This window comes from Amaricoccus sp. (assembly GCF_047602525.1).
In the GTDB taxonomy this organism is placed as follows: Bacteria; Pseudomonadota; Alphaproteobacteria; order Rhodobacterales; family Rhodobacteraceae; genus Amaricoccus.
In genome coordinates this window covers 1,947,806-1,968,914 of the sequence record NZ_JASGHB010000001.1, presented here as the reverse complement: position 1 = coordinate 1,968,914, position 21,109 = coordinate 1,947,806, and the positions used below count along the sequence as shown (strand labels likewise).

19 protein-coding genes and 3 pseudogenes are annotated in these 21,109 nt (G+C 71.3%); 9 read left to right on the top strand and 13 right to left on the bottom strand.

The features are described 5' to 3' along the window. The first annotated feature begins 92 nt into the window (after positions 1-92). A complete protein-coding gene (locus tag QM699_RS10210) occupies positions 93-614 on the top strand; it encodes a L,D-transpeptidase family protein (protein ID WP_415011024.1) in 522 nt (173 codons plus the stop codon). Here the strand turns inward: QM699_RS10210 and QM699_RS10205 are convergent. Together QM699_RS10205 and QM699_RS10200 are read right to left on the bottom strand one after the other, a co-directional pair. Beyond that, positions 611-1,102, bottom strand: a complete 492-nt coding sequence (locus tag QM699_RS10205) for a glutathione S-transferase family protein (protein ID WP_415011023.1) — start codon at positions 1,100-1,102, stop codon at positions 611-613. The two genes, QM699_RS10210 and QM699_RS10205, sit on opposite strands and share 4 nt — an antisense overlap. Next, entirely contained in the window at positions 1,065-1,199 is a 135-nt protein-coding gene (locus tag QM699_RS10200; protein ID WP_415011022.1) for a hypothetical protein, read from the bottom strand. Before QM699_RS10200 ends, QM699_RS10205 begins: the two co-directional genes overlap by 38 nt. Positions 1,200-1,264: 65 nt before the next feature. Between QM699_RS10200 and QM699_RS10195 the strand changes: the two genes are divergently transcribed. Then, entirely contained in the window at positions 1,265-1,957 is a 693-nt protein-coding gene (locus QM699_RS10195) for a helix-turn-helix transcriptional regulator (RefSeq protein WP_415011021.1), read from the top strand. 19 nt (positions 1,958-1,976) lie between these two features. On the opposite strand, the gene QM699_RS10190 is transcribed toward QM699_RS10195, so the two are convergent. Continuing rightward, positions 1,977-2,411, bottom strand: coding sequence for a hypothetical protein (locus QM699_RS10190; protein ID WP_415011020.1), 435 nt, complete (start codon positions 2,409-2,411; stop codon positions 1,977-1,979). A 15-nt stretch (positions 2,412-2,426) separates the two neighbouring features. Continuing rightward, positions 2,427-2,837 (bottom strand): DUF3775 domain-containing protein, encoded by a 411-nt coding sequence (locus tag QM699_RS10185; RefSeq protein ID WP_415011019.1) that lies wholly within the window; start codon positions 2,835-2,837, stop codon positions 2,427-2,429. A 139-nt stretch (positions 2,838-2,976) separates the two neighbouring features. Between QM699_RS10185 and fumC the strand changes: the two genes are divergently transcribed. Next, positions 2,977-4,368 (top strand): class II fumarate hydratase, encoded by a 1,392-nt coding sequence (gene fumC / locus QM699_RS10180; protein WP_415011018.1) that lies wholly within the window; start codon positions 2,977-2,979, stop codon positions 4,366-4,368. Between the two features lie 231 nt (positions 4,369-4,599). Here fumC and QM699_RS10175 read toward each other — a convergent pair whose 3' ends face one another. After that, positions 4,600-5,346, bottom strand: coding sequence for an RlmE family RNA methyltransferase (locus tag QM699_RS10175; protein ID WP_415011017.1), 747 nt, complete (start codon positions 5,344-5,346; stop codon positions 4,600-4,602). 24 nt (positions 5,347-5,370) lie between these two features. After that, positions 5,371-6,496: pseudogene (locus QM699_RS10170) on the bottom strand (Ppx/GppA phosphatase family protein). A gap of 179 nt (positions 6,497-6,675) precedes the next feature. Between QM699_RS10170 and QM699_RS10165 the strand changes: the two are divergent. Next, entirely contained in the window at positions 6,676-7,725 is a 1,050-nt protein-coding gene (locus QM699_RS10165; RefSeq protein WP_415011016.1) for a hemin-degrading factor, read from the top strand. An 8-nt stretch (positions 7,726-7,733) separates the two neighbouring features. Here QM699_RS10165 and QM699_RS10160 read toward each other — a convergent pair whose 3' ends face one another. The 3 genes and pseudogenes from QM699_RS10160 to QM699_RS10150 all read right to left on the bottom strand — a co-directional run bounded on the left by QM699_RS10160 (position 7,734) and on the right by QM699_RS10150 (position 10,210). Beyond that, positions 7,734-9,032 (bottom strand): DUF3300 domain-containing protein, encoded by a 1,299-nt coding sequence (locus tag QM699_RS10160; RefSeq protein WP_415011015.1) that lies wholly within the window; start codon positions 9,030-9,032, stop codon positions 7,734-7,736. Between the two features lie 133 nt (positions 9,033-9,165). After that, positions 9,166-9,893 (bottom strand): annotated as a pseudogene (gene aqpZ / locus QM699_RS10155) (aquaporin Z). 119 nt (positions 9,894-10,012) lie between these two features. Then, a complete protein-coding gene (locus tag QM699_RS10150; RefSeq protein ID WP_415011014.1) occupies positions 10,013-10,210 on the bottom strand; it encodes a hypothetical protein in 198 nt (65 codons plus the stop codon). A 290-nt stretch (positions 10,211-10,500) separates the two neighbouring features. Between QM699_RS10150 and QM699_RS10145 the strand changes: the two genes are divergently transcribed. Then, a complete protein-coding gene (locus tag QM699_RS10145; protein ID WP_415011013.1) occupies positions 10,501-11,826 on the top strand; it encodes a DEAD/DEAH box helicase in 1,326 nt (441 codons plus the stop codon). Between the two features lie 496 nt (positions 11,827-12,322). Then, positions 12,323-12,943 (top strand): 30S ribosomal protein S4, encoded by a 621-nt coding sequence (gene rpsD / locus QM699_RS10140; protein WP_415011012.1) that lies wholly within the window; start codon positions 12,323-12,325, stop codon positions 12,941-12,943. Between the two features lie 71 nt (positions 12,944-13,014). On the opposite strand, the gene QM699_RS10135 is transcribed toward rpsD, so the two are convergent. Continuing rightward, entirely contained in the window at positions 13,015-14,346 is a 1,332-nt protein-coding gene (locus tag QM699_RS10135; RefSeq protein WP_415011011.1) for a calcium-binding protein, read from the bottom strand. Between the two features lie 340 nt (positions 14,347-14,686). On the opposite strand from QM699_RS10135, the gene ilvD reads away from it, so the two are divergent. Together ilvD and QM699_RS10125 are read left to right on the top strand one after the other, a co-directional pair. Beyond that, positions 14,687-16,522 (top strand): dihydroxy-acid dehydratase, encoded by a 1,836-nt coding sequence (ilvD, locus tag QM699_RS10130; protein WP_415011010.1) that lies wholly within the window; start codon positions 14,687-14,689, stop codon positions 16,520-16,522. Between the two features lie 10 nt (positions 16,523-16,532). After that, positions 16,533-17,630 carry an HPP family protein gene (locus QM699_RS10125; RefSeq protein WP_415011009.1) on the top strand — a complete coding sequence of 366 codons (1,098 nt, stop codon included), beginning with the start codon at positions 16,533-16,535 and terminating at the stop codon, positions 17,628-17,630. A 7-nt stretch (positions 17,631-17,637) separates the two neighbouring features. On the opposite strand, the pseudogene dtd reads toward QM699_RS10125, so the two are convergent. The 3 genes and pseudogenes from dtd to QM699_RS10110 all read right to left on the bottom strand — a co-directional run bounded on the left by dtd (position 17,638) and on the right by QM699_RS10110 (position 20,257). After that, positions 17,638-18,082, bottom strand: a pseudogene (gene dtd, locus QM699_RS10120) (D-aminoacyl-tRNA deacylase). A gap of 51 nt (positions 18,083-18,133) precedes the next feature. Continuing rightward, positions 18,134-18,631: a pyridoxamine 5'-phosphate oxidase family protein gene (locus QM699_RS10115; protein ID WP_415011008.1), complete on the bottom strand. Its 498-nt coding sequence runs from the start codon at positions 18,629-18,631 to the stop codon at positions 18,134-18,136. Between the two features lie 129 nt (positions 18,632-18,760). Then, positions 18,761-20,257: a replicative DNA helicase gene (locus QM699_RS10110; RefSeq protein ID WP_415011007.1), complete on the bottom strand. Its 1,497-nt coding sequence runs from the start codon at positions 20,255-20,257 to the stop codon at positions 18,761-18,763. Positions 20,258-20,399: 142 nt separating this feature from the next. Here QM699_RS10110 and QM699_RS10105 point away from each other — a divergent pair, with 142 nt between their 5' ends. Beyond that, positions 20,400-21,080, top strand: coding sequence for a DUF2270 domain-containing protein (locus QM699_RS10105; protein WP_415011006.1), 681 nt, complete (start codon positions 20,400-20,402; stop codon positions 21,078-21,080). Positions 21,081-21,109: the final 29 nt, after the last annotated feature.

Sequence of the window (21,109 nt, the reverse complement as noted above, 5' to 3'; positions counted from 1 at the left end):
GCGGAGCGACCGCCGCGACGATCCGGGGCAGCGCCGGACGGTTCCGCAACCCGCCGCTCCCGAGCGTCCCGCCGCATACCGGCGTCCGTCTCATGCCTGATGCCGCCCGGCCCGGCGATCTCGTCGTGACCCGCTGGGGCGCACGGCTCGGCAACCGCCGCTTTCCCTGCGCCACCGGCCGCGGCGGCATCGGTGTGAAGCTGCGCGAGGGCGACGGCGTGACGCCCGTCGGCCGCCACCGGATCGAGGCCGTGCTCCATCGCCCGGATCGCGTCGCCCGTCCCGCGGCGCAGCCGGGCCGCGCCATCGGCCCGCGCGACGGCTGGTCCGACGACCCGGCCGATCCCGCCTACAACCGCCCCGTCCTCCGTCCGCACGGCTTCGGTCACGAGGCGCTGCGCCGGGCGGATCCTCAGTACGACATCGTTGCCGTGCTCGACTGGAACCGCTGCCCGCCGGTGGCGGGCAGGGGCAGCGCCATCTTCCTGCACGTCTGGCGCCGGCCGCGCCATCCGACCGCCGGCTGCATCGCCGTGCGGCGCGCGGACCTCGCGTTCCTGCTCGCCCATCTCGGCCGGCGCGCCCGGGTGGTGGTGCGCGGCTGGGAGTCCTAGCGCCCGCCGACCTCGCGCACCGCCGGGCGGTCCATGCAGCGGGCGACCCACGCCTTCACCGCCGGCGTCGCCGGCAGCGCGTCCCCGAACCAGGCGAAGGGCCCGGCGCAGAGCAGATCGGCGGCGCTGTAGGTCTCGCCCAGAAGATAGGGCTGCGTCGTCAGCACCTCGTCGAGCCGGGTAAGCGCCGTGTCGTAGTCGCGCAGCGACGCCTCGATCGCCGGATGCTTCACCCCGGCCCAGCCGAGGATCGCCACCGGCTCGAACACCCCCTGATACCACACCAGCCAAGAGAGATAGCGCCCCCGCTCCGGGTGCCCGACGGGCCGCCCCAGACCGGCATCAGGAAAGCGGTCGGTCAGGTAGAGGATGATCGCCGCCCGCTCCCGCACCGAGTCCCCGCCATCGGTCAGATACGGCACCTTGCCCTCGGGATGCGGGTTCGCCGGATCACGGGCGCCCGAGCCGTCCTGGCGCGGGATCGTCACCTCGACCGTGCGGATTCTGGTCGGCGACGCCAAGCTCGATGATCAGCTCCCGCACGGAGGTCGAGCGGCTGCTGGGCGAATGGTAGAAGGTCAGCATGATTTGACTCCCTCGCTGTCTGCTGCCACGTCCCTACGCCGGCGCTGCTGACAGAAGATGACAGGATGGCTCGCACCGACCGGCTGATGCGCCTGATGGACGTGCTGCGGCGCTTCCCCCCGCCGGTGACGGCCGAGCGCCTCGCGGCCGAGACCGGCGTGTCGCGGCGCCAGCTCTACCGCGACATCGCGACGCTGCGGGGCGGAGGCGCGCTGATCGACGGGGAGGCGGGCGTCGGCTACGTGCTGACCGAGGATCCGGCCCTGCCGCCGCAGAGCTTTTCGCGGCTGGAGATCGAGGCGCTGCTGCTCGCGGTGCAGTCGCTCGACCGCATCGGCGATCCCGAGCTGACCGAGGCCGCGCGCGCCGCCCTGTCGCGGATCGTCGCGACGCTGCCCGGCGAACAGCCGCGCCACGCCCTCCACGCCGTCATGCGCAGCTTTTCCAGGGGACCGGAGCGGGCGCCGCCGGTGATCGACCTCGCCGCCCTCCGACGCTCCTGCTGGGACGAAATGGCGGTGTGGATCGGCTATACCGACCTGAACGACAATCGCTCGGAGCGGCTGATCTGGCCGCTGGGGCTGTCCTACAGCGACCGCACCCTGATCCTGCTGGCGCATTGCCGGCTGCGGATGGACTACCGCCTGTTCCACGTCAACCGGATCACCACGATGGAGGCGACGACCGAAAGCTTCCGCCCGCAGCGCGTGGCGCTGATGCGGGACTACATGCTCCGGCTGTCTTGCCAGCCGCGCTGACGCCTTCGCCACACTCCGTTCAGGTCGCTCCCTGGCCCGCCCTCAGGATCCCTGCCAGAACCTCGTCGAACGCCCGCGCGCAGGCGGCCCGGTCGGCCTCCACCGTCACCGCGGCATCGCCCGCCTCGTCTTCGAGAAAGCACGCCTCGAACTCGTCGAGGCCGATCTCCTCGGGATCGTCCGGCACCGAGCCGTCGTCCGGCAGGTGGCAGGCGAGCGGGTTCTCCACCCGCAGCCGCAGCACCCACGCCTCGCCCGCCTCGCGCAGCGGCCGCACCTCGACGAGGCCGACCGTCGTCGCCACTTCAAGCTCGTCCTCGGCGTCCACTCCGGCGGTCGCGACCGGCGCGCCCTCGCACAGGAATTCCCGGGTCGCGCGCGCCTCGATGCCCGGCGGCGCCGACCTCAGCCAGTCCATGAGGTGCCGGGCGGAGAGGTCGATCTCCCGCTCCATGGGCTGCTCCCTTCGTCAGTACTCGCCGCTTTCCATCAGGTCGGTGCCGTCCAGCAGCCGCTCGACCCCCTCGTCGAGATAGTCCGCCACATGCGGATGCGCGAGCAGGTACGCCGCGGTCGCGCCCTCGTGCCGCTCGGCCGCCAGCGTCAGCGCCTCGGCAAACTCCTCGGGCTCCACGTCGCCGCGCCCGAGCCACATGAGCGCCACCAGCTGCGCCTGCTGGTCGGGCTCGAGATCGTCGATCAGCGTCTCGAGCTCGGTCCGGGTCAGGTCGCCCGCGTCTTCCTGCAGGGTCGCCGGCCCCTCGTCGTCGGTCGGGTTCGAGCCGGAGTCGGGCGAGACCAGCGCCTCCTGCGCCATCACCGCCCGGAGCTTGAAGATCAGCTCCTGAAGCATCTCCGGGTTGAGGTCGAGCTCGTCCATGGCCTGTCCTTGCCGCTTCCCGTCCCCCGCGAGCTTACACGCGTCGCGTTCGCTCTGCTACGGGCACGAATCCGCGTTGGACCTCGTGGCCGCGCCTCGCTAAGACGGCGCCAACCATGTTTCGAGGAGAGCCCTTCCGATGACGGCGACGCGCACCGAGACCGACAGCTTTGGCCCGCTCGAAGTCCCGAGCACCCGCTACTGGGGCGCGCAGACCCAGCGCTCGATCCTGAATTTCCCCATCGGCTGGGAGAAGCAGCCGGTCGCCGTCGTCCGCGCGCTCGGCATCATCAAGCAGGCGGCGGCGCAGGCCAACATGGCGGCCGGCGTCCTCGACGCAAAGCTCGGCAACGCCATCGCCGCCGCGGCTGAAGAGGTCGCCACCGGCAAGCTTGACGACCACTTCCCGCTGGTCGTCTGGCAGACCGGCTCGGGCACGCAGTCGAACATGAACGCCAACGAGGTGATCTCGAACCGGGCGATCGAGATGCTCGGCGGCGTGATGGGCTCGAAGACGCCGGTGCATCCGAACGACCACGTCAACATGGCGCAGTCCTCGAACGACACCTTCCCGACCGCCATGCACATCGCGGTGGCGATCACCGCCCGCGACGTGACGCTGCCGGGCCTGCGCAAGCTGCACGGCGCGCTGGTCGAGAAGGCCGAGGCGTTCAAGGACATCATCAAGATCGGTCGCACCCATACCCAGGACGCGACGCCGCTGACGCTTGGCCAGGAATTCGGCGGCTATGCCTTCCAGGTGGAGCAGGGCATCAAGCGCGTCACGGCCGCGCTCCACAACATCTATCCGCTGGCGCAGGGTGGCACGGCCGTCGGCACCGGGCTCAACACCCGGGTGGGCTTCGCCGAGGCGGTGGCGGCCAAGATCGCCGAGATCACCGGCCTGCCCTTCGTGACCGCGCCGAACAAGTTCGAGGCGCTGGCGGCGAACGACGCCATGGTCGAGATGTCGGGCGCGCTGAAGACGGTCGCCGCCTCGCTCTTCAAGATCGCGAACGACATCCGCCTGCTCGGCTCCGGCCCGCGCTGCGGCCTCGGCGAGCTGATCCTGCCGGAGAACGAGCCGGGCTCGTCGATCATGCCGGGCAAGGTTAACCCGACCCAGGCCGAGGCGCTGACCATGGTCTGCGCGCATGTCATGGGCAACGATGCGGCGGTGGGCTTCGCCGGCAGCCAGGGCCACTTCGAGCTCAACGTCTTCAAGCCGATGATCGCCTACAACGTGCTGCAGGCGATGCAGCTCCTCGGCGACGCGGCCGGCGCCTTCACCGACAACTGTGTCGTGGGCATCGAGGCGGACGAGGAGCGGATCTCCAAGCTGATGTGGGAGAGCCTGATGCTGGTGACGGCGCTGGCACCGACGATCGGCTATGACAACGCCACCAAGGTGGCGAAGACCGCGCACAAGAACCGCACGACGCTGAAGCACGAGGCGATCGCCCTCGGCCTCGTCGACGCGGAGACCTTCGACCGCGTGGTGCAGCCCAAGGACATGCTCGGGCCCAAGTGAAGCTGGGTGCCGGCGGAGCGGGGCATCGAGCCCCCCTCCGCCGGCGCGGCATCCGCTGCGGGCGCCCCGGGGCGGCGGCGCGCGAGCGGCCGTTGGCCGGGGACGCGGGCATTGCCCGCGATACGGCGCGCGCGGTGCGCGCAGGTTTTCCTTGCCTGTTTTCCGGCTGTGGCCGGAAAACCGACTGCTCTCCAGGTTTCAAGGCCGTATGAAGACCTGAAGAGGCGTGGTTCAGGCGTCCGGGCGGGCGCGGAAGCCGGTGGCGATCAGGAACTTTTCCGACGAGTCCTTGCGGCTTGCCGGCGGCTTCATGTGCTGCACCTTGGCAAAGCCGCGGTTCAGCCACTTGACGAGGCTCGCGTCCGCGCCGCCCGACAGCACCTTGGCGACGAAGGCGCCGCCCGGGGCCAGCACGTCCATGGCCAGATCCGCCGCCGCTTCGACCAGTGCGGTGATGCGCAGGTGGTCGGTCTGCGGGTGGCCGGAGGCGGGCGCGGCCATGTCGGACAGCACCACGTCCGCCTGGCCGCCGAGCCAGGCGCGCACCGCGTCGTCGGCGCCCTCCTCGAGGAAGTCGGCCTCGATCAGGTCGGCGCCCGGGATCGCCTCCACCGGCGTGAGGTCGAGCCCGAGCACCCGGCCGCGCGCCTTGCTCCGGCGCTCGCCGAGGGCGTTGGTGCGCGCCACCGCCACCTGCGTCCAGCCGCCCGGCGCCGCGCCGAGATCGACCACGCGGCCCCCCGGCTGCAGCAGGCGGAAGCGGTCGTCGATCTCGATCAGCTTGTAGGCCGCGCGGCTGCGATAGCCCTCGGCCCGGGCGCGCGCGACGTAGGGGTCGTTCAGCTGCCGCTCCAGCCAGAGGGTCGAGCTGAGCTTGCGGCCCTTGGCGGTCTTCACCCGCACGCGCAGCTCGCGGTGGCCCCTCCCCGATCCGGGTTTCCCCGCCCCAGGTTTCCCCGGTCCCGGCTTCTCGGTCATTGGATCCAATCCTCTCCCGGGCGCCTATTCCGCCCAGATGCCATCGCCGAACGCACCGCGCGCGTTCATCATCGCGAACAGCATCCCCTCGCGCAGGCCACGGTCGGCCACGCGCATCGATTCCGTCGGCCAGATCCGCAGCAGCGTCTGCAGGATCGCCGCCCCCGACATGATGAGCTTCCGAGCGGTCGCGGCCGAGGCCGATGTCCGCCCGCCGCCCCTCCGGCCCGAGCCGCAGGAAGCGGCCGATCACCTCGTCGATCGCCCGCGCCGACAGGCGCATGCCGTCGACCTTGCGCCGGTCGTAGCGGCGCAGCCCGAGGTGCGCCGCGCCCACCGTCGTCACCGTACCCGAGGTGCCGATCATCTGGAACGTCTCGGGATCGTCGCCGGTCAGGCTCTCGAGATAGGGCTTGAAGCCGGAGATGCGCTCCTCGAAGTACCACGACATCAGCGCGAAGCGGGCGCTGTCGTCGGTGACGTCGGCATAGCGTTCGTGCAGCGTCGCGACGCCGAGCGGCACCGAGATGAAGTCGACGATGCGCGCGGAGTCCGGCCCCTGCCGGCCGCCCGACATCTCGAGGCTGACGATCGCCTGCGCCCGGCGGCTGGGCTCGACCTCCGAGAGGTCGAGCCAGACCAGTTCGGTCGACCCGCCGCCGATGTCGAAGACCAGCACCTGCTCCGCGTTGGGCGAGACCAGCGGCGCGCAGGAGATGACCGCGAGCCGCGCCTCTTCCTCCGGCCGGATCACCTCGAGCACGAGGCCGGTCTCGCGCGCGGCAAGGCTCAGGAAGTGGTTGCCGTTGCGGGCGCGGCGGCAGGCTTCGGTCGCGACCAGGCGGACGTTGCCGACGTGGTAGCGCGCGAGCTTCGCCGCGCAGACCTCGAGCGCCGCGAGCGTCCGGCCGATCGCGCCCCGCGACAGGTGCCCGGTGCGCTCCAGCCCGGAGCCGAGCCGCACGGACTTTGCAAAGGCGTCGACCACGCGAAACCGCCCGGCGTCCGGGGTTGCGATGAGCATCCGGCAGCTGTTCGTGCCCAGGTCGAGGGCCGCATAGAGATCGGGCTCCGGCGCCGCCACGTCATCGCGGCGCCTCGGCGCGAATGCGACACACTCCTGCGCAGACTCCGTCAAGTCGTGCGCCATGCGTTGATACCAGAATGTCGGTCGCCCGGCGGACCTTTCCGCGGGCCTTTGCAAGAATGTTACATGACGGGCAGGCGCATGGCAACATGCTGGCAGGCCGGCGTCGGGTACGGGCCTTGCCGCCGGCCCGCCCCACCCCTAGCCTCGCGCCGGTTGCTTCGGGGAGAGAGGGGTTCGTCATGTCCGCCACCGCCGATCTGCGCGCCCGCGAGGCCGCGCTCCGGGCCTCGGGCGCCACGCCGCCGCGCATGCGCGATCTCGCCGCCACGCTGGGCGTGCCGGAGGCGGCGCTTCTCGAAGCGCGCCGCGACGAGGGGCAGGCGGTGCGGCTGCTCCGGCCCGAGGCGCCGGAGGGGTTCGGCACCATCCTCGCCGGCCTGCCCGGCTGCGGCGAGGTGATGACGCTGGTGCGCAACGAGGTCTGCGTCCACGAGCTGACCGGCCGTCCGTCGGAGCCGGCGATCGACGGCCCGGTCGGGCAGTTCGTCGGCCAGATCGACCTGCGGCTGTTCCTGCAGCACTGGCGCTACGGCTATTGCCTCGACGAGGAGACCCGCTCGGGATGGCGGCGCAGCCTGCAGTTCTTCGATGCGGCCGGCACCGCGATCCTCAAGGTCTACGCCACCGCCGGCACCGACCGCGCCGCCTTCGACCGGCTGGCGGCGGCGTTCGCCGCCCCGGACGCGCCGGCCGCGGCCTTCGCGGCGCCCGCGGCGCGTCCGGCAGAGCGGCCGGACGGCGAGGTCGACGTTGCCGGCTTCCGCGCCGCGTGGGACGGGCTGCAGATGACCCACGAATTCTTCTTCCTGCTCGGCCGCTTCGGGATCAGCCGGGGGCAGGCGATGCGGCTCGCGGGGGACGGGCGGGCGCGGGCGGTGCCGGTGTCGGCGGTGCGGGCGCTGCTCGACGGTGCCGCCACCGTCGGGATGCCGGTCATGGTCTTCGTCTCGAACCGCGGCTGCGTGCAGATCCACGCCGGGCCGGTCGTGCGCATCGAGCCGGTGGGGGCTTGGCTCAACGTGCTCGACCCGGGCTTCAACCTGCACCTGCGCACCGATCTCGTCGCCTCGGCGTGGGTGGTGCGCAAACCCTCGGTCAACGGCGAGATCCATTCGCTCGAGCTGTGCGATGCCGCGGGCGAACTCGTCTGCCAGATCTTCGGCCACCGCGTCGCGGGGGGCGTCGAGCGCGACGACTGGCGCGCGCTCGTCACCGGCCTCGCGGCCTGAGCCGACGCCTACGGCCGGCAGGCGGGGTCGTCCGGGTGCTTCTTGCACACCGCGGGCAACGGGTGCCGCTGCCCTGCCTGCTGCTGTTGCTGCGGCCGCTGCCCGGCGCCCGGGCCCTGACCGGCGCGTGGCCCCGGCGCGTTGGGGTTCGCCGGTTTCCCCGCCTGGGTGTCCGGGTGGGCTTGCGGGCGTGGCCGCGCCTGCTGCTGCGGGGCCGGGACACCTTGGCCTTGCTGCGGCTGCTGCGGCTCGGGCGGACGGCGGTGGTCAGGTGCGGCGGTCCGCGGTGGCGCGGCGTCGGTGTCGGCGCCGGGATTGGCAGCCGGGGTGGCAGCGGGGCGATGGCCCGGGGACTGGCCGTCCGGCTGGCCAGCGGGCGGCGGGCCGGGCCGATGTGCGGCTGGAACTGGCGGCGCCGGCGGCGGGCCGGGCCGATGCGCGACCGGAGGCGGTGCCCACGGCGCGGGCTGCGGCCCCGGCTGCGGGTAGAAGTTGCCGCCCTGCCAGTCGAAGACGTTCTGTCGCTGCCAGTAGTCCGACCAGCCCGGATTGCTGTCGTGGTGGTGGCTGTCGTGCCAAAGGTTCGCGACGACGAGGCCGGCGCCGAAGCCGAGCGCGCCGGCCACGATCGGATTGACCCCGGAGGCGGCCGGCTTCGGGCCGGCATAGGTCACGTCGCGGGTCACGTAGACCGTGTCCGGATCGTATTCCGGCACGTAGACCACCTTCGGGTCGGCCGGCCGGATGCTGATCCCGGAACTGCTGCGGCTCACCACCTGTGCGGCGTTGCTGGTCAGGTTGCCCTGCGCCGCGGCTTGCGTGCGCATGGTCTGGACCGCGGCCATGATGCCCGGATGGTCGGCCGTGACAGCCGCGCCGAGGTCGCGCGTCCAGTCGGGCTGCGCGGCCATCCGGTCGAGGACGCTCGGAAAGCCGGAGAGCAGCACGAGGATGCTCTCGTCCCAGTGCCCGGACGCGATCGCGTCGGAGAGGGCGTCGTCGCTCATCCCCGCTGCCCGGTCGATCACCGCGCCGGCGGCGCTCACCTGATCGGGATAGGTCGCAGCCACCAGCACCTGCGCGAGCAGCGCGTCGGGATAGAGCGCGATCGGCGCGACGAGATGGTCGAGTTCGGCGGTGGAAAAGCTCGTGCCGCCCGAGGGCTCGGCGTCGCCGACGGCGTCGTGCAGCCGCTCTGCGAGGGCGGGGCTCACGTCCTGCGCGCTGGCGGGACCGGGAAGCGGGGCGAGCGGCAGCGCCGCGCCGAGGGTGGCGGCGAGCGCGATGGCGGAGGTGAGGGAGCGCATGATCCGGGAACCTGTGGAGCGGGCAAGGCGCCCGACGCCAGACGTAGGATCGTGCCGTGCCCCCGTCGATCCCCGGCGCATCACAAGCTCGGGTGCCCGCCGCGAAGCAGCCTCGCGGCGGGCAGAAGCGGTGTCAGGCCCGCTTGCCGGCAGAGTTGCCTTCCTGCGGGATGTCGGTGACCGGCGCGAACAGCGCCTTCCAGATCACCCCGCCGATCAGCGCGCCGATCAGCGGCGCCACCCAGAACAGCCAGAGCTGGCTGACCGCGCCGGTCTGCGCGAAGAACGCGACCGCGGTGGAGCGGGCCGGGTTGACCGAGGTGTTCGTCACCGGGATCGAGACGAGGTGGATGAGCGTGAGCGCGAGGCCGATCGCGATGCCGGCAAAGCCCGCCGGCGCCTTCGGGCTGGTTGCGCCGAGGATCACGAGCAGGAAGCCCGCGGTCAGCACCACTTCGATCAGGAAGCAGGAGAACAGGTTGTAGCCGCCCGGCGAGTTCGCGCCGTAGCCGTTCGAGGCAAAGCCGCCCGGCACCCAGTCGGCCTTGCCCGAGGCGATGGCGTAGAGGATGACCGCGGCGGCGAAGCCGCCGAGCACCTGCGCGACCCAGTAGGGCAGAGCTCGCCCCACGAGAACCGCCCGCCGACCGCGAGGCCGAGCGAGACCGCCGGATTGAAGTGGCCGCCGGAGATCGGGCCGACCGCGTAGGCCATGGTCAGCACGGTGAGGCCGAAGGCGAGCGCGACACCGGCAAAGCCGATGCCGAGCTCCGGGAACGCTGCCGCCAGCACGGCGCTGCCACAGCCGCCGAAGACCAGCCAGAAGGTGCCGAAAAACTCGGCAGCAAGTTTGTTAATCACTGTCGTCCCTCGATTCGTCTCGGGCCCGCGTCGGGGCCCCGGAAGAACGAGCGTATACCCGCCTGCGCGCGGGGTGGCGAGAGTTGCCGACCCCGGAGCCGCCCCCCGAGCGGCGCAGCTCAGTTGCCCGTCGCCACGCCCAGCGTCGCGCCGGTGACGGCGCCGGCGGCGGTGCCGATGACCGGCCCGCCGACGAGGGTTCCGACGGCCGCGCCGCCGATGCCGCCGGTGGCCGCGCGGGTGGTGGGGCTCGAGCCGCAGGCCGCGAGCGCGAGCAGCGCGGCGGCGAGGCAGGTGGAGGTGAAGCCGGCAGACATCTCGGGTCTCCTTCGGATGGGCGTGCGGTGCCCACCCGGCGAAACGCGCCGACGGCCCGGCGCGCTCCCCGCCCCGGCGTTCACGCGCGCAGTCGTGACCGTCTTGCCGCGCTGCGGCAAATCGGCTAAGGGGACCGGGAGCCGGCGTGTCACGCCGGACCTGAACGGTGGCGCAGGGCAGGGCCATGGGGTCCCGCCGCACCGGAAACCGGATTTTCGTCACATGCGCCTGACGAGGGCCCATGGCCCGCCGCCCCCGGCAGGGGTGCCGCGGGATAAGGACAGTTGACTTGACCGACAAGACCTTCGCGGATCTCGGGATCGCCCGGCCGCTCATCGACGCGCTGGCCCGCGCCGGCCTCACCCGCCCGACCCCGATCCAGACCGCCTCCATTCCCGCCCAGCTCGAGGGCCGCGACGTGCTCGGCGTCGCCCAGACCGGCACCGGCAAGACCGCCGCCTTCGGCCTGCCGATGGTGCAGGCGATCCAGGCCCTCAAGGGCCGCCCCAGCCCGAAGACCTGCCGCGCGCTGATCCTCGCCCCCACCCGCGAGCTGGCCGTGCAGATCGAGGCGTCGCTCAAGAGCTACGCCGCCGGCCGCCTCTCGACCCAGCTCGTGCTCGGCGGCATGTCGCGCAGCGCCCAGGTCCGCGGCATCGCCCGCGGCGTCGACGTGGTGATCGCCACCCCCGGCCGCATCGTCGATCTGGTCGACGAGGGCGACCTGCGCCTCGAGGAGACCCGCTTCGTCGTGCTCGACGAGGCCGACCGCATGCTCGACATGGGCTTCATCAAGCCCGTCCGCTCGCTGGTGGCCAAGCTCCACCCGCGCCGCCAGTCGCTGCTCTTCTCGGCCACCATGCCGCCGGAGATCGAGGAGCTGACCCGCGAGTTCCTCAAGGACCCGCTCCGCGTCGAGGTGGCGCCGCAGTCGACCGTCGTTCCGAAGATCGACCAGACCGTCGAGCTGATCCCGACTGCCGAGAAGCGCGCCCGCCTGCTCGCCCTCGTCGGCGACCCGGAGGTCGGCCGCGCCATCGTCTTCGCCCGCACCAAGCGCGGCGCCGACCGCGTGGCGGAGAACCTCGAGAAGGACGGCGTCGATGCCGAGGTGATCCACGGCAACAAGGCGCAGAATGCCCGCCAGCGCGCGCTCGACGCCTTCCGCGCCGGCCGCGTCCGGGTGCTGGTCGCGACCGACATCGTTGCCCGCGGCATCGACGTGCCGGGCATCACCCACGTCATCAACTACGACCTGCCCGACGAGGCGGAGTCCTACGTCCACCGCATCGGCCGCACCGGCCGCAACGGCGCGGCCGGCATCGCCGTGACGCTCTGCGCCCCCGACGAGGTGGACAAGCTCCGCGCGGTGGAAAAGATCACCCGCACCCGCCTGCTCTCCGCCGACGTCCCTGGCGAGCCCGCCCCGAAGAAGCCGCAGGGCCGCGGGCAGGGCAGGGGCGGCAACGCGCCGAGGCCGCAGGGCCAGAAGCCGCAAGGCCAGAAGCCCCAGGGCCAGAAGCCGCAGGCCAAGCCCGCCCACGCGGGCGACGCCCCGAAGCCCGGCCCCGAACGTCGCCGCCCCCGCCGCCCGCGCGTGACCCGCGCGGCCTGAGGGCCTGCACTGGTGCGCAGCGGCGGAGTCGCCTGACGCCCGTCACCTGCCCCCGCGCACCGAGCTACCGAAGCGCGGGCCGCAGGCCCGCCGCGAGGTCCGCCCCGGAAAACGCTCCAGTGGAGCGTTTTCCGGGGCGGGCGGCTTTCGACCGGTCGAAAGCCGCGAGGGGTCGAGATTTTCCCGTACCGCGCCATCCGGCCGTGGCTGCCCCGGCGGACGCGCGTACGCGTCTGCCCCCCGGAGGGGCAGCCGCGGACGGATTTGTCACTCGCCAAATCCGTCTTTCGTCACCGTTGCGACCCGTGTCTGGCGAGGGCTTTCCTTCAACGTAGCCTCCACCGAGGTTGACACCCGCTCCCGTTCCGTCTAAGCGCGCCCGACCGTCCGGTTGGGGCGGTGAACTTGGCGCTCGTGGACCCCGCAAGGGGAACCCTGTCGGCCGGGGAAGCCCGGCAAAGGAGACGCCGCACATGTTTTATGGAAGGACGAACCCGTGACCAAGCGCACGAGTGCGAAGTACAAGATCGACCGCCGCATGGGCGAAAACATCTGGGGCCGCCCGAAGTCGCCCGTCAACAAGCGCGAGTACGGCCCCGGCCAGCACGGCCAGCGCCGCAAGGGCAAGATGTCGGACTTCGGCACCCAGCTCCGCGCCAAGCAGAAGCTCAAGGGCTACTACGGCGACCTGACCGAGAAGCAGTTCCGCAAGATCTACGACGAGGCCGAGCGTCAGCGCGGCGACACCTCGGAGCTGCTGATCGGCCTCCTCGAGCGGCGCCTCGACGCGGTGGTCTACCGCGCGAAGTTCGTGCCGACCGTGTTCGCCGCCCGCCAGTTCGTCAACCACGGCCACGTCGCGGTCAACGGCCGCCGGGTCAACATCGCCTCCTACCGCGTGAAGGAAGGCGACGTCGTCTCCGTCCGCGACCGCTCGAAGCAGCTCGCCATCGTCCTCGAGGCGGTCGGCTCGCCGGAGCGCGACGTGCCGGAGTACCTCCACGTCGACCACTCGAAGCTCACCGCCGAGTTCGTCCGCGCCCCGGCGCTCACCGACGTCCCCTACCCGGTGATGATGGAGCCGAACCTCGTCGTCGAGTACTACGCGAAGAACTGACCGCGGAATAAGGCGTTTCAGTGGCCTCGGGGCCGCCGGTCGCGGGACCGGCGACCTTTCTGCCGGCGCGGCTAGACGAGCAGGAAGTCGTCGGCGCCGATCGTGCCGAGGCCCTCGAAGGTGATCGTCGTGCCGTCGTCCAGCGTCGCGACGTTGCCCGCGATCGTCGGTCCCGCGGCATAGCCCTCGAGCCGCACGATGTCCGTGCCGTGCGCGAAGTCGGTGATGACGTCCGCGCCCGAGGCTCCGGCCGAGGCGGCGAAGACGAAGGTGTCGCGGCCGCGGCCGCCGGCCAGCCGGTCGATGCCGGTGCCCGCGAACAGCCAGTCGTTGCCGGCGCCGCCGTCGAGCACGTTGCCGGACCCGCCCTGGACGGTCAGGACATCGTTGCCCGCCCCGCCGGAGAGGCTGCTCGCGCCGTCGCGCAGGATCGTGGCCGTCAGCACGTCGTTGCCGGCGCCGCCGTCGAGGGTGTTGTCGATGACGCCGACTGCCGCGGTGACGCCGCTCGCCGTCGCCGTCAGCTGGTCGTTGCCGGCGCCGCCGGTCAGGGTGTTGCTGGCCGAGACGCGGTAGCCGCCGCCCTTGGGCACGATCGCCGTCGCCACGAGGACGTCGTTCCCTGCTCCCCCGTCCAGCTCGTTGATGGCGTATCCGCCGCCGAGGCCGTCGCTCGTCGCCGAGGCCGTCAGCACGTCGTTGCCGGCGCCGCCGTGGAGCGTGTTGCCGGTATCCGCGGCGGTCATGGAACTGGACTCGGCCGTGGCGGTCACCTGGTCGTTGCCCGCGCCGCCGTCCACGGTGTTCAACGCGTCGCCGCCGGTCGTTGCGTTGACGCCGCCGACGGCCTTGACGACGATGACGTCGTTGCCGCTGCCGCCGCTCAGGACGTTTTCCGCGCTGGGCACGAAGCCGATGGAGATCGCGGTCGCCGTGATGCGGTCGTTGCCGGCTCCGCCGAACACGGTGTTGAGCGTGTTGGACGCGCGCGCGCCGTTCGCGAGGCTGTTCGCAACGATCGTGTCGTTGCCGCAGCCGCCGTCGAGGAGGGTCTTGCTCTCGAGAAGGCCGAAGCCGGTGGTCTGGGCCGTCCCGGTCAGCACGTCGTTGCCGTTGCCGCCGACCAGGCGGGCGAACGCCGAAGCGGGGCTGGACGAGGAGGCCGTCGCCGTGCCCGTCAGCACGTCGTTGCCGTTGCCGCCGTCCTGGTCGGTCACCGCATAGGCTCCGTACTGGGCGGTGGCCTTGGCGATCGCGTCGATCCGGTCGTTGCCGCCGAGCGCCCTCTGGACGACCGTCGCCCTCGCCTCGTCCTGCGAGCTGGTGCTCAAGGCCTCCGCCGTCGTCAACCGGCTGTCGTTCCTGCCGGTTCCGGTCCAGCTCTCGTTTACTTCCGCTGCCATCCTACGCTCCAAGCACGTTCTGTTTCGGATATGGTCACACCCGAGGCCTGGCGGAGCGCGAGAAGGACGTCCGCCATCCCCGGCGAAGACGTCCGATCCCCCCGAATCCCCCCGTTCCCCAAGGAAGAACCTTGGTACGTCCTTCGCGACTATGCCAGCCTCGTGCAGCCCGGGATCGCCGGCGCTGCGACGCCGTGCCGCCGTCCTCGCCCGCGGGCGAACGAGGGCGCGCGGGGGGTTGACTCGCGGCGCCGAAGGGCCGATGGGCCGCTCTTCGATGGATGCAGGCGCCCCGCGCTCGAGGGGTGCCCGCGCCCGAGGGGGTCAACGGAGGCCAGCCATGCCCGCCTATCGCTCACGCACCAGCACCCACGGCCGCAACATGGCCGGCGCCCGTGGCCTGTGGCGCGCGACCGGCATGAAGGACGGCGACTTCGGCAAGCCGATCATCGCCGTCGTCAACTCCTTCACCCAGTTCGTCCCCGGCCACGTCCACCTCAAGGACCTCGGCCAGCTCGTCGCGCGCGAGATCGAGGCGGCGGGCGGTGTTGCCAAGGAATTCAATACGATCGCCGTCGATGATGGCATCGCGATGGGCCATGACGGCATGCTCTACAGCCTGCCCTCGCGCGAGGTGATCGCGGATTCCGTCGAGTACATGGTGAACGCCCACTGCGCCGACGCCATGGTCTGCATCTCGAACTGCGACAAGATCACCCCGGGCATGCTGATGGCCTCGCTCCGCCTCAACATCCCCACGGTCTTCGTCTCCGGCGGCCCGATGGAGGCCGGCAAGGTCGTGCTCGCCGGCAAGGAGCTCGCGCTCGATCTCGTCGACGCCATGGTCGCCGCCGCCGACGACAAGATCTCCGACGCCGACGTCGCGACCATCGAGCGCTCCGCCTGCCCGACCTGCGGATCGTGCTCGGGCATGTTCACCGCCAACTCCATGAACTGCCTGACGGAAGCCCTCGGCCTGTCGCTGCCCGGCAATGGCTCGACGCTCGCGACCCACGCCGACCGCAAGCGCCTCTTCGTCGAGGCGGGCCACCTTTCTGTCGACATCGCCCGCCGCTACTACGAGCAGGACGACACCTCCGTCCTGCCGCGCTCGGTGGCCTCGAAAGGCGCCTTCGAGAACGCGATGACCCTCGACATCGCCATGGGCGGGTCGACCAACACCGTCCTCCACATCCTCGCCGCCGCCCACGAGGCGGAGTGCGACTTCACCATGGACGACATCGACCGGCTCAGCCGCCGCGTCCCCGTGCTCTGCAAGGTCGCGCCCGCCAAGCAGGACGTCCACATGGAGGACGTCCACCGTGCCGGCGGCATCATGGCGATCCTCGGCGAGCTCGACCGCGCCGGCCTGCTCGACACCAGCCTGCCGACCGTCCACGCGCCGACTCTCGGACATGCGCTCAATCAATGGGATATCGTCCGCACCACGTCCGAGACGGTGCGGGACTTCTACATGGCCGCGCCGGGCGGCGTGCCGACGCAGACCGCCTTCAGCCAGTCCCGCCGGTGGGACGATCTCGACCTCGACCGCGAGAAGGGCGTGATCCGTTCCGCCGAGCACCCGTTCTCCCGGGACGGCGGCCTTGCGGTGCTCTACGGCAACCTCGCCGAGGACGGCTGCATCGTGAAGACGGCCGGCGTCGACGAGTCGATCCTGAAGTTCACCGGCCGCGCCCGCGTGTTCGAGAGCCAGGACGCGGCGGTGTCGGGCATCCTCGGCAACAAGGTGGTGCCGGGCGACATCGTGCTCATCCGTTACGAGGGGCCGCGCGGCGGGCCGGGGATGCAGGAGATGCTCTATCCGACCAGCTACCTGAAGTCGAAGGGCCTCGGCAAAGCCTGCGCGCTGGTCACGGACGGCCGCTTCTCCGGCGGCTCCTCGGGTCTCTCGATCGGCCACGTCTCGCCCGAGGCGGCGGAGGGCGGCACGATCGGGCTGGTGCGCGAGGGGGATACGATCGAAATCGACATCCCGAACCGGCGCATCCATCTCGCCGTCGACGATGCCGAGCTGGCGCATCGGCGCACGCAGCAGGCCGAGGCGGGCTGGAAGCCGGCGGCGCCGCGGAAGCGGCGGGTGACGACGGCGCTTCGGGCCTATGCCGCCTTCGCCACCAGTGCGGCGCGCGGCGCGGTGCGGGTGGTGCCGGAGTAAGACCACCCCCATGGTTTCGGGACGGTTGCGCCGGGCGCTCCACGCGCTTGGCCCGGCGATGGCGCAGGTCGCCGGCCCGGAGGGCCTGCGGGCGTCCCTTGGTGCGGTCGCAGGGCTGGGGCTCGCCGCGCTGCTGCTGGTGCCCAGGGCCGACCTGCACCTGGCGCTGGTGATGATTGCGCCGTTCGGGGCCACCGCGGTGCTGGTCTTCGCGGTGCCGAACAGCCCGCTGGCACAGCCGTGGTCGGCGATCATCGGGAACAGCGTGTCGGCGGTCGTGGCGATCGCGGTGGTGAAGCTGGTGCCAGGTGCGGCGGTGGCGGCGCCGCTGGCGACCGGGCTCGCAATCCTCGCCATGGGGCTCACGCGGTCGCTGCATCCGCCGGGCGGTGCGGTCGCGTTGACGGTGGCGCTCAATCCGGCGGTGATCGGCGAGGTGGGGTTCCGCTTTGCGCTCGCGCCGGTCACGCTCGGCACCGCGGCGCTGGTGATCGCGTCCATCGTCTACACCCGCGCCACCGGACGGAAGTATCCGTTCCGCCAGATCGACGCGTCGAGCCCGCAGGGGACGGCGGATCGCCCGGCGATGGAGCGCGTCGGGTTGAGCGAGGCGGAGCTGCGCGGGCTGCTGACCGAGTTTCGCCAGTCGACGAACCTCGGCGTCGAGGATCTGGCGCGGCTTGTCGTCGGGGCGGAACTGCGGCGCGCGGGGCACCAGCTCGGCGGCCTCAGCTGCGCCGACATCATGTCGCGCGACCTCGTGACGGTATTGCCGGAGGCGATGCGGGCGGAGGTCGCCGCGCTGTTCTCGGCGCATGGCTTCACGTCGCTGCCGGTGGTGGCGGGGGACGGCGACTATCTGGGGGCGATCTTCCAGATCCACCTGATCCGCGATGCCGGGGCGGCGACGGCGGCGGCGCTGATGGCGCGGGACCTGCCGGCGGTGAGCCTCGGGACGCCGGCCGCGGCGCTGCTGCCGTTGCTGGCGGAGGGTGAGGTGGACGCGGTGCCGGTGCTGCGCGGCAACGAGATCGTCGGGATCACCACGCGCACCGATCTGGTGGCCGCCATGGCGAGCCGACTGGCAGCCAGGGGGCCGGCCGGATAATCTTGGGTCAGCGGGTGGCGGTGTCGAGCCAGATCGTCACCGGGCCGTCATTCACCAGCGAAACGGCCATGTCGGCGCCGAAGACGCCGGTGGCGACGCGCACGCCGTGGCCGCGAACCGCGTCGGCAAAGTGCTGGTAGAGCCGTTCGCCGCTGTCGGGTGCGGCTGCCGTCGAGAATCCGGGGCGGTTCCCCTTCGTTTCGGCCGCGAGGGTGAACTGGCTGACGATGAGCGCCTCGCCCCCGGTGTCGAGAAGCGAGCGGTTCATCCGGTCATTGTCGTCGCGAAAGATGCGCAAGTTCACCAGTTTGCGGGCGAGCCACGTCGAACTCGGCCTCGGTATCGTCGCGCATCGCGCAGGCCAGAACGACGAGACCCGGGCCGATTCTGCCCACCGTCTCGCCGGCGATGGCAACGTCGGCTCCGGTGGTCCGCTGAATGAGTGCGCGCATGACAATCCCCCCGCCGGCGGGATAGCCGGCAGGGGGCGCCCGGTCAAAGGCTCAGAGGTGGTCGACCTTCACGTTCTCGCCGAAGTCGGCCTTGGCGCCGGTCAGCGCCGCGCCGAGCATCTTGGCCCCCGCGATCAGCCGGTTCGGGCCGAGCCACAGCTCGGCATCCTCCGGGGTGACGCTGAGCAGGCGGATCGACGGGTCGTCGGCATCGTCCCAGAACGCCCTGTCGGCGCCGCTCCACAGCTCCCTGATCTTCTCGCGGTCGTTCGTGACCTCGGCCTGTCCGGTCAGCGCCAGATAGTCGTGGCTGCGCACGTCGGCGAAGGCGAGCGAGACGGTGGGAAACTTCGCGATCTGGTCGTCCTTCTCCCCCTCCACGCCGATCAGGAAGTAGATGCGGTTCTCGTCGCGATCCGGCCGCGCCGACAGCGGACGGGCCCGCTGCCGCTCGCCATCCCAGGTGATGAGAAAGCAGAAGTCGATGGAATCCGCGAGCTTCCAGACGGAGTCGATGGCGTCCTTGCGGGAAAGGGTCTTGTCGGACATGGGGATCCTCCGGTGGTTCGGAGGGGAAACCCGGGGGAGGGGGTTGGGTTCCTTGGGGGACGAGGATCTCACGCGGGAGCGCCTCGCTCGCTCGATTTCACGCGGCTGACGCGCGCTTCTGGACGGACGTCACCCGAAGTCCCCCCGGTCTGCCACCGCACCCTGCTGGTATGCCTGCACGAGGTTGGAGAAGCGGGTGAACTCGCCCTCGAAGGCGAGGTCCACCGTGCCGATCGGGCCGTGGCGCTGCTTGCCGATGATGACCTCGGCGCGGCCGTGGAGCGCGCTCATCGCGTCCTTCCACTTCACCATCGCCTCGACGTCGTGGTCGCCCGGCTTCTCGCGCTCCTTGTAGTATTCTTCGCGGAACACGAACATCACCACGTCGGCGTCCTGCTCGATCGAGCCCGACTCGCGCAGGTCTGAGAGCTGCGGGCGCTTGTCCTCGCGGCTCTCGACGGCGCGGGAGAGCTGCGAGAGGGCAACGACCGGGATGTTCAGTTCCTTGGCGATGGCCTTCAGGCCCTGGGTGATCTCGGACACCTCCTGCACCCGGCCCTCGGAGCGCGAGGAGGCGGGCTTGGCGAGCTGCAGGTAGTCGATGAACAGCACGTCGAGGCCGTGCTGCCGCTTCAGCCGGCGGGCGCGGGCGGCGATCGTCGAGATCGGCAGCGCCGGGGTGTCGTCGATGAAGAGCGGGCAGTTCTCCAGCGTCTTCGCCGCCTCGATGAAGCGGCGCATCTCCTCCTCGGTCATGTCGCCGTGGCGGATCTGGTGCGAGGGGACGCGGCTCGTCTCGGACAGCACGCGGGCGGCGAGCTGCTCGGCCGACATCTCGAGGCTGTAGAAGCCGACGACGCCGCCCTCGACCGCGCCCTCGGTGCCGTCGTGGCGCATGCCCTTCTTGTACGCCTTGGCGATGTTGAAGGCGATGTTGGTCGCGAGCGAGGTCTTGCCCATCGAGGGGCGGCCGGCGAGGATCAGAAGGTCGGACGGGTGCAGGCCGCCGAGCCGCTTGTCGAGGTCGGCGAGGCCGGTCGAGATGCCGGCAAGGCCGCCGTCGCGCTCGTAGGCGGCATTCGCCACCTTCACCGCGTCGATGACCGCACGCCGGAAGGTCTGGAAGCCGCGATCGACCTTGCCCTGTTCGCCGAGCTGATAGAGCGCCTGCTCCGCCTCGGTGATCTGGTCCTTGGGCTCGCTGTCGACGGTGGCGCGGCCGGCCTTGTCGGCGATGCCCTGGCCGATGAGGATCAGCTCGCGGCGGATGGCGTTGTCGTAGATGAGCTGGGCGTAGTCCTTCACCATGAAGAGCGAGGTCGCGGCCCCGGCGAGGCGCACGAGGTAGGTCGCGCCGCCCAGCTCCTTGAGGCCCGCGTCGTCCTCGAAGAACGCCTTCAGCGTCACCGGCGTCGCGAGCGCGTTGCGCCGGATGCGCTCTCCGGCCACGTCGAAGATGCGGGCGTGGACCGGATCGAAGAAGTGGCCCGGCTGCACGATCGAGGCAACGCGGTCGTAGACCTCGTTGTTGACGAGGAGGGCGCCGAGCAGCGCCTGTTCCGCCTCGATGTTGTGCGGCAGCTCGCGGGTCTCGCCGTCGAGCCCCTGGGTGTTTCCATCGGCCATCAAGAATCTCCCTGGAGCCTGCTTATAGCCGGCCGGTGCGCCGGACGCTGCCCCCTGCGGCCTGTGGACAACGGGGATAGCGGGGACGGCTTGGCCCGGGCCCGTGTCCGTCGCATAGTGGCTGAAAACCGGGGGAAAGAGCATGACCGAGCCGAGCGACGCGGCGCCGCCGACAGTGAAGACCCGCTTCGACATCGCCGAGATCGGTGCCGTCGCGCATCTCTACCGCGGCGAGGTCTACCGCAGCACCGTCTGGCGCACGCGGCTCGACCAGACGACGAACTGGGCGGTGGTGACGACGGGCCTCGCCATGTCGCTGACCTTCGCCGGCCCCTATGCCTCGCCGCTGCCGCTGATCGTCGTCGGGCTGCTCGTGGTGGTGTTCCTGCTGCTCGAGTCGCGGCGCTATCGCTACTTCAGCGTGTGGCGCGCCCGATGCCGGCTGTTGGAGACCGATCTCTACGTGCCGATGCTGCGGGGCGAGGGGATCACGCTCAACGGCAAATGGAACACGCTGCTCGCCGACGACTATGACCACCCGAGCTTCCATATGAGCTACTGGCGGGCCATCGGCCGGCGCCTGCGCAGCAACTACGCCTATATCCTCGGGATCCAGGCGCTCGCCTATTTCGGCAAGCTCGCGATCCACCCGACACCAGTCGGAACGTGGTCGACGTTCTTCCAGCGCGCTGCGGTCGGGCCGGTCCCGGGATCGGTGGTCGTGGCCGCCGGGGCGCTGTTCCACGGCGGCTGGATCGTCGTGGCGGTGGTGACCTACCTCGTCGACCGCCGGCAGCGGTCGGGGCGGCCGATCAGCATGTGAGCGCCCCCCCCCGGGCGAGGGCACCCGGA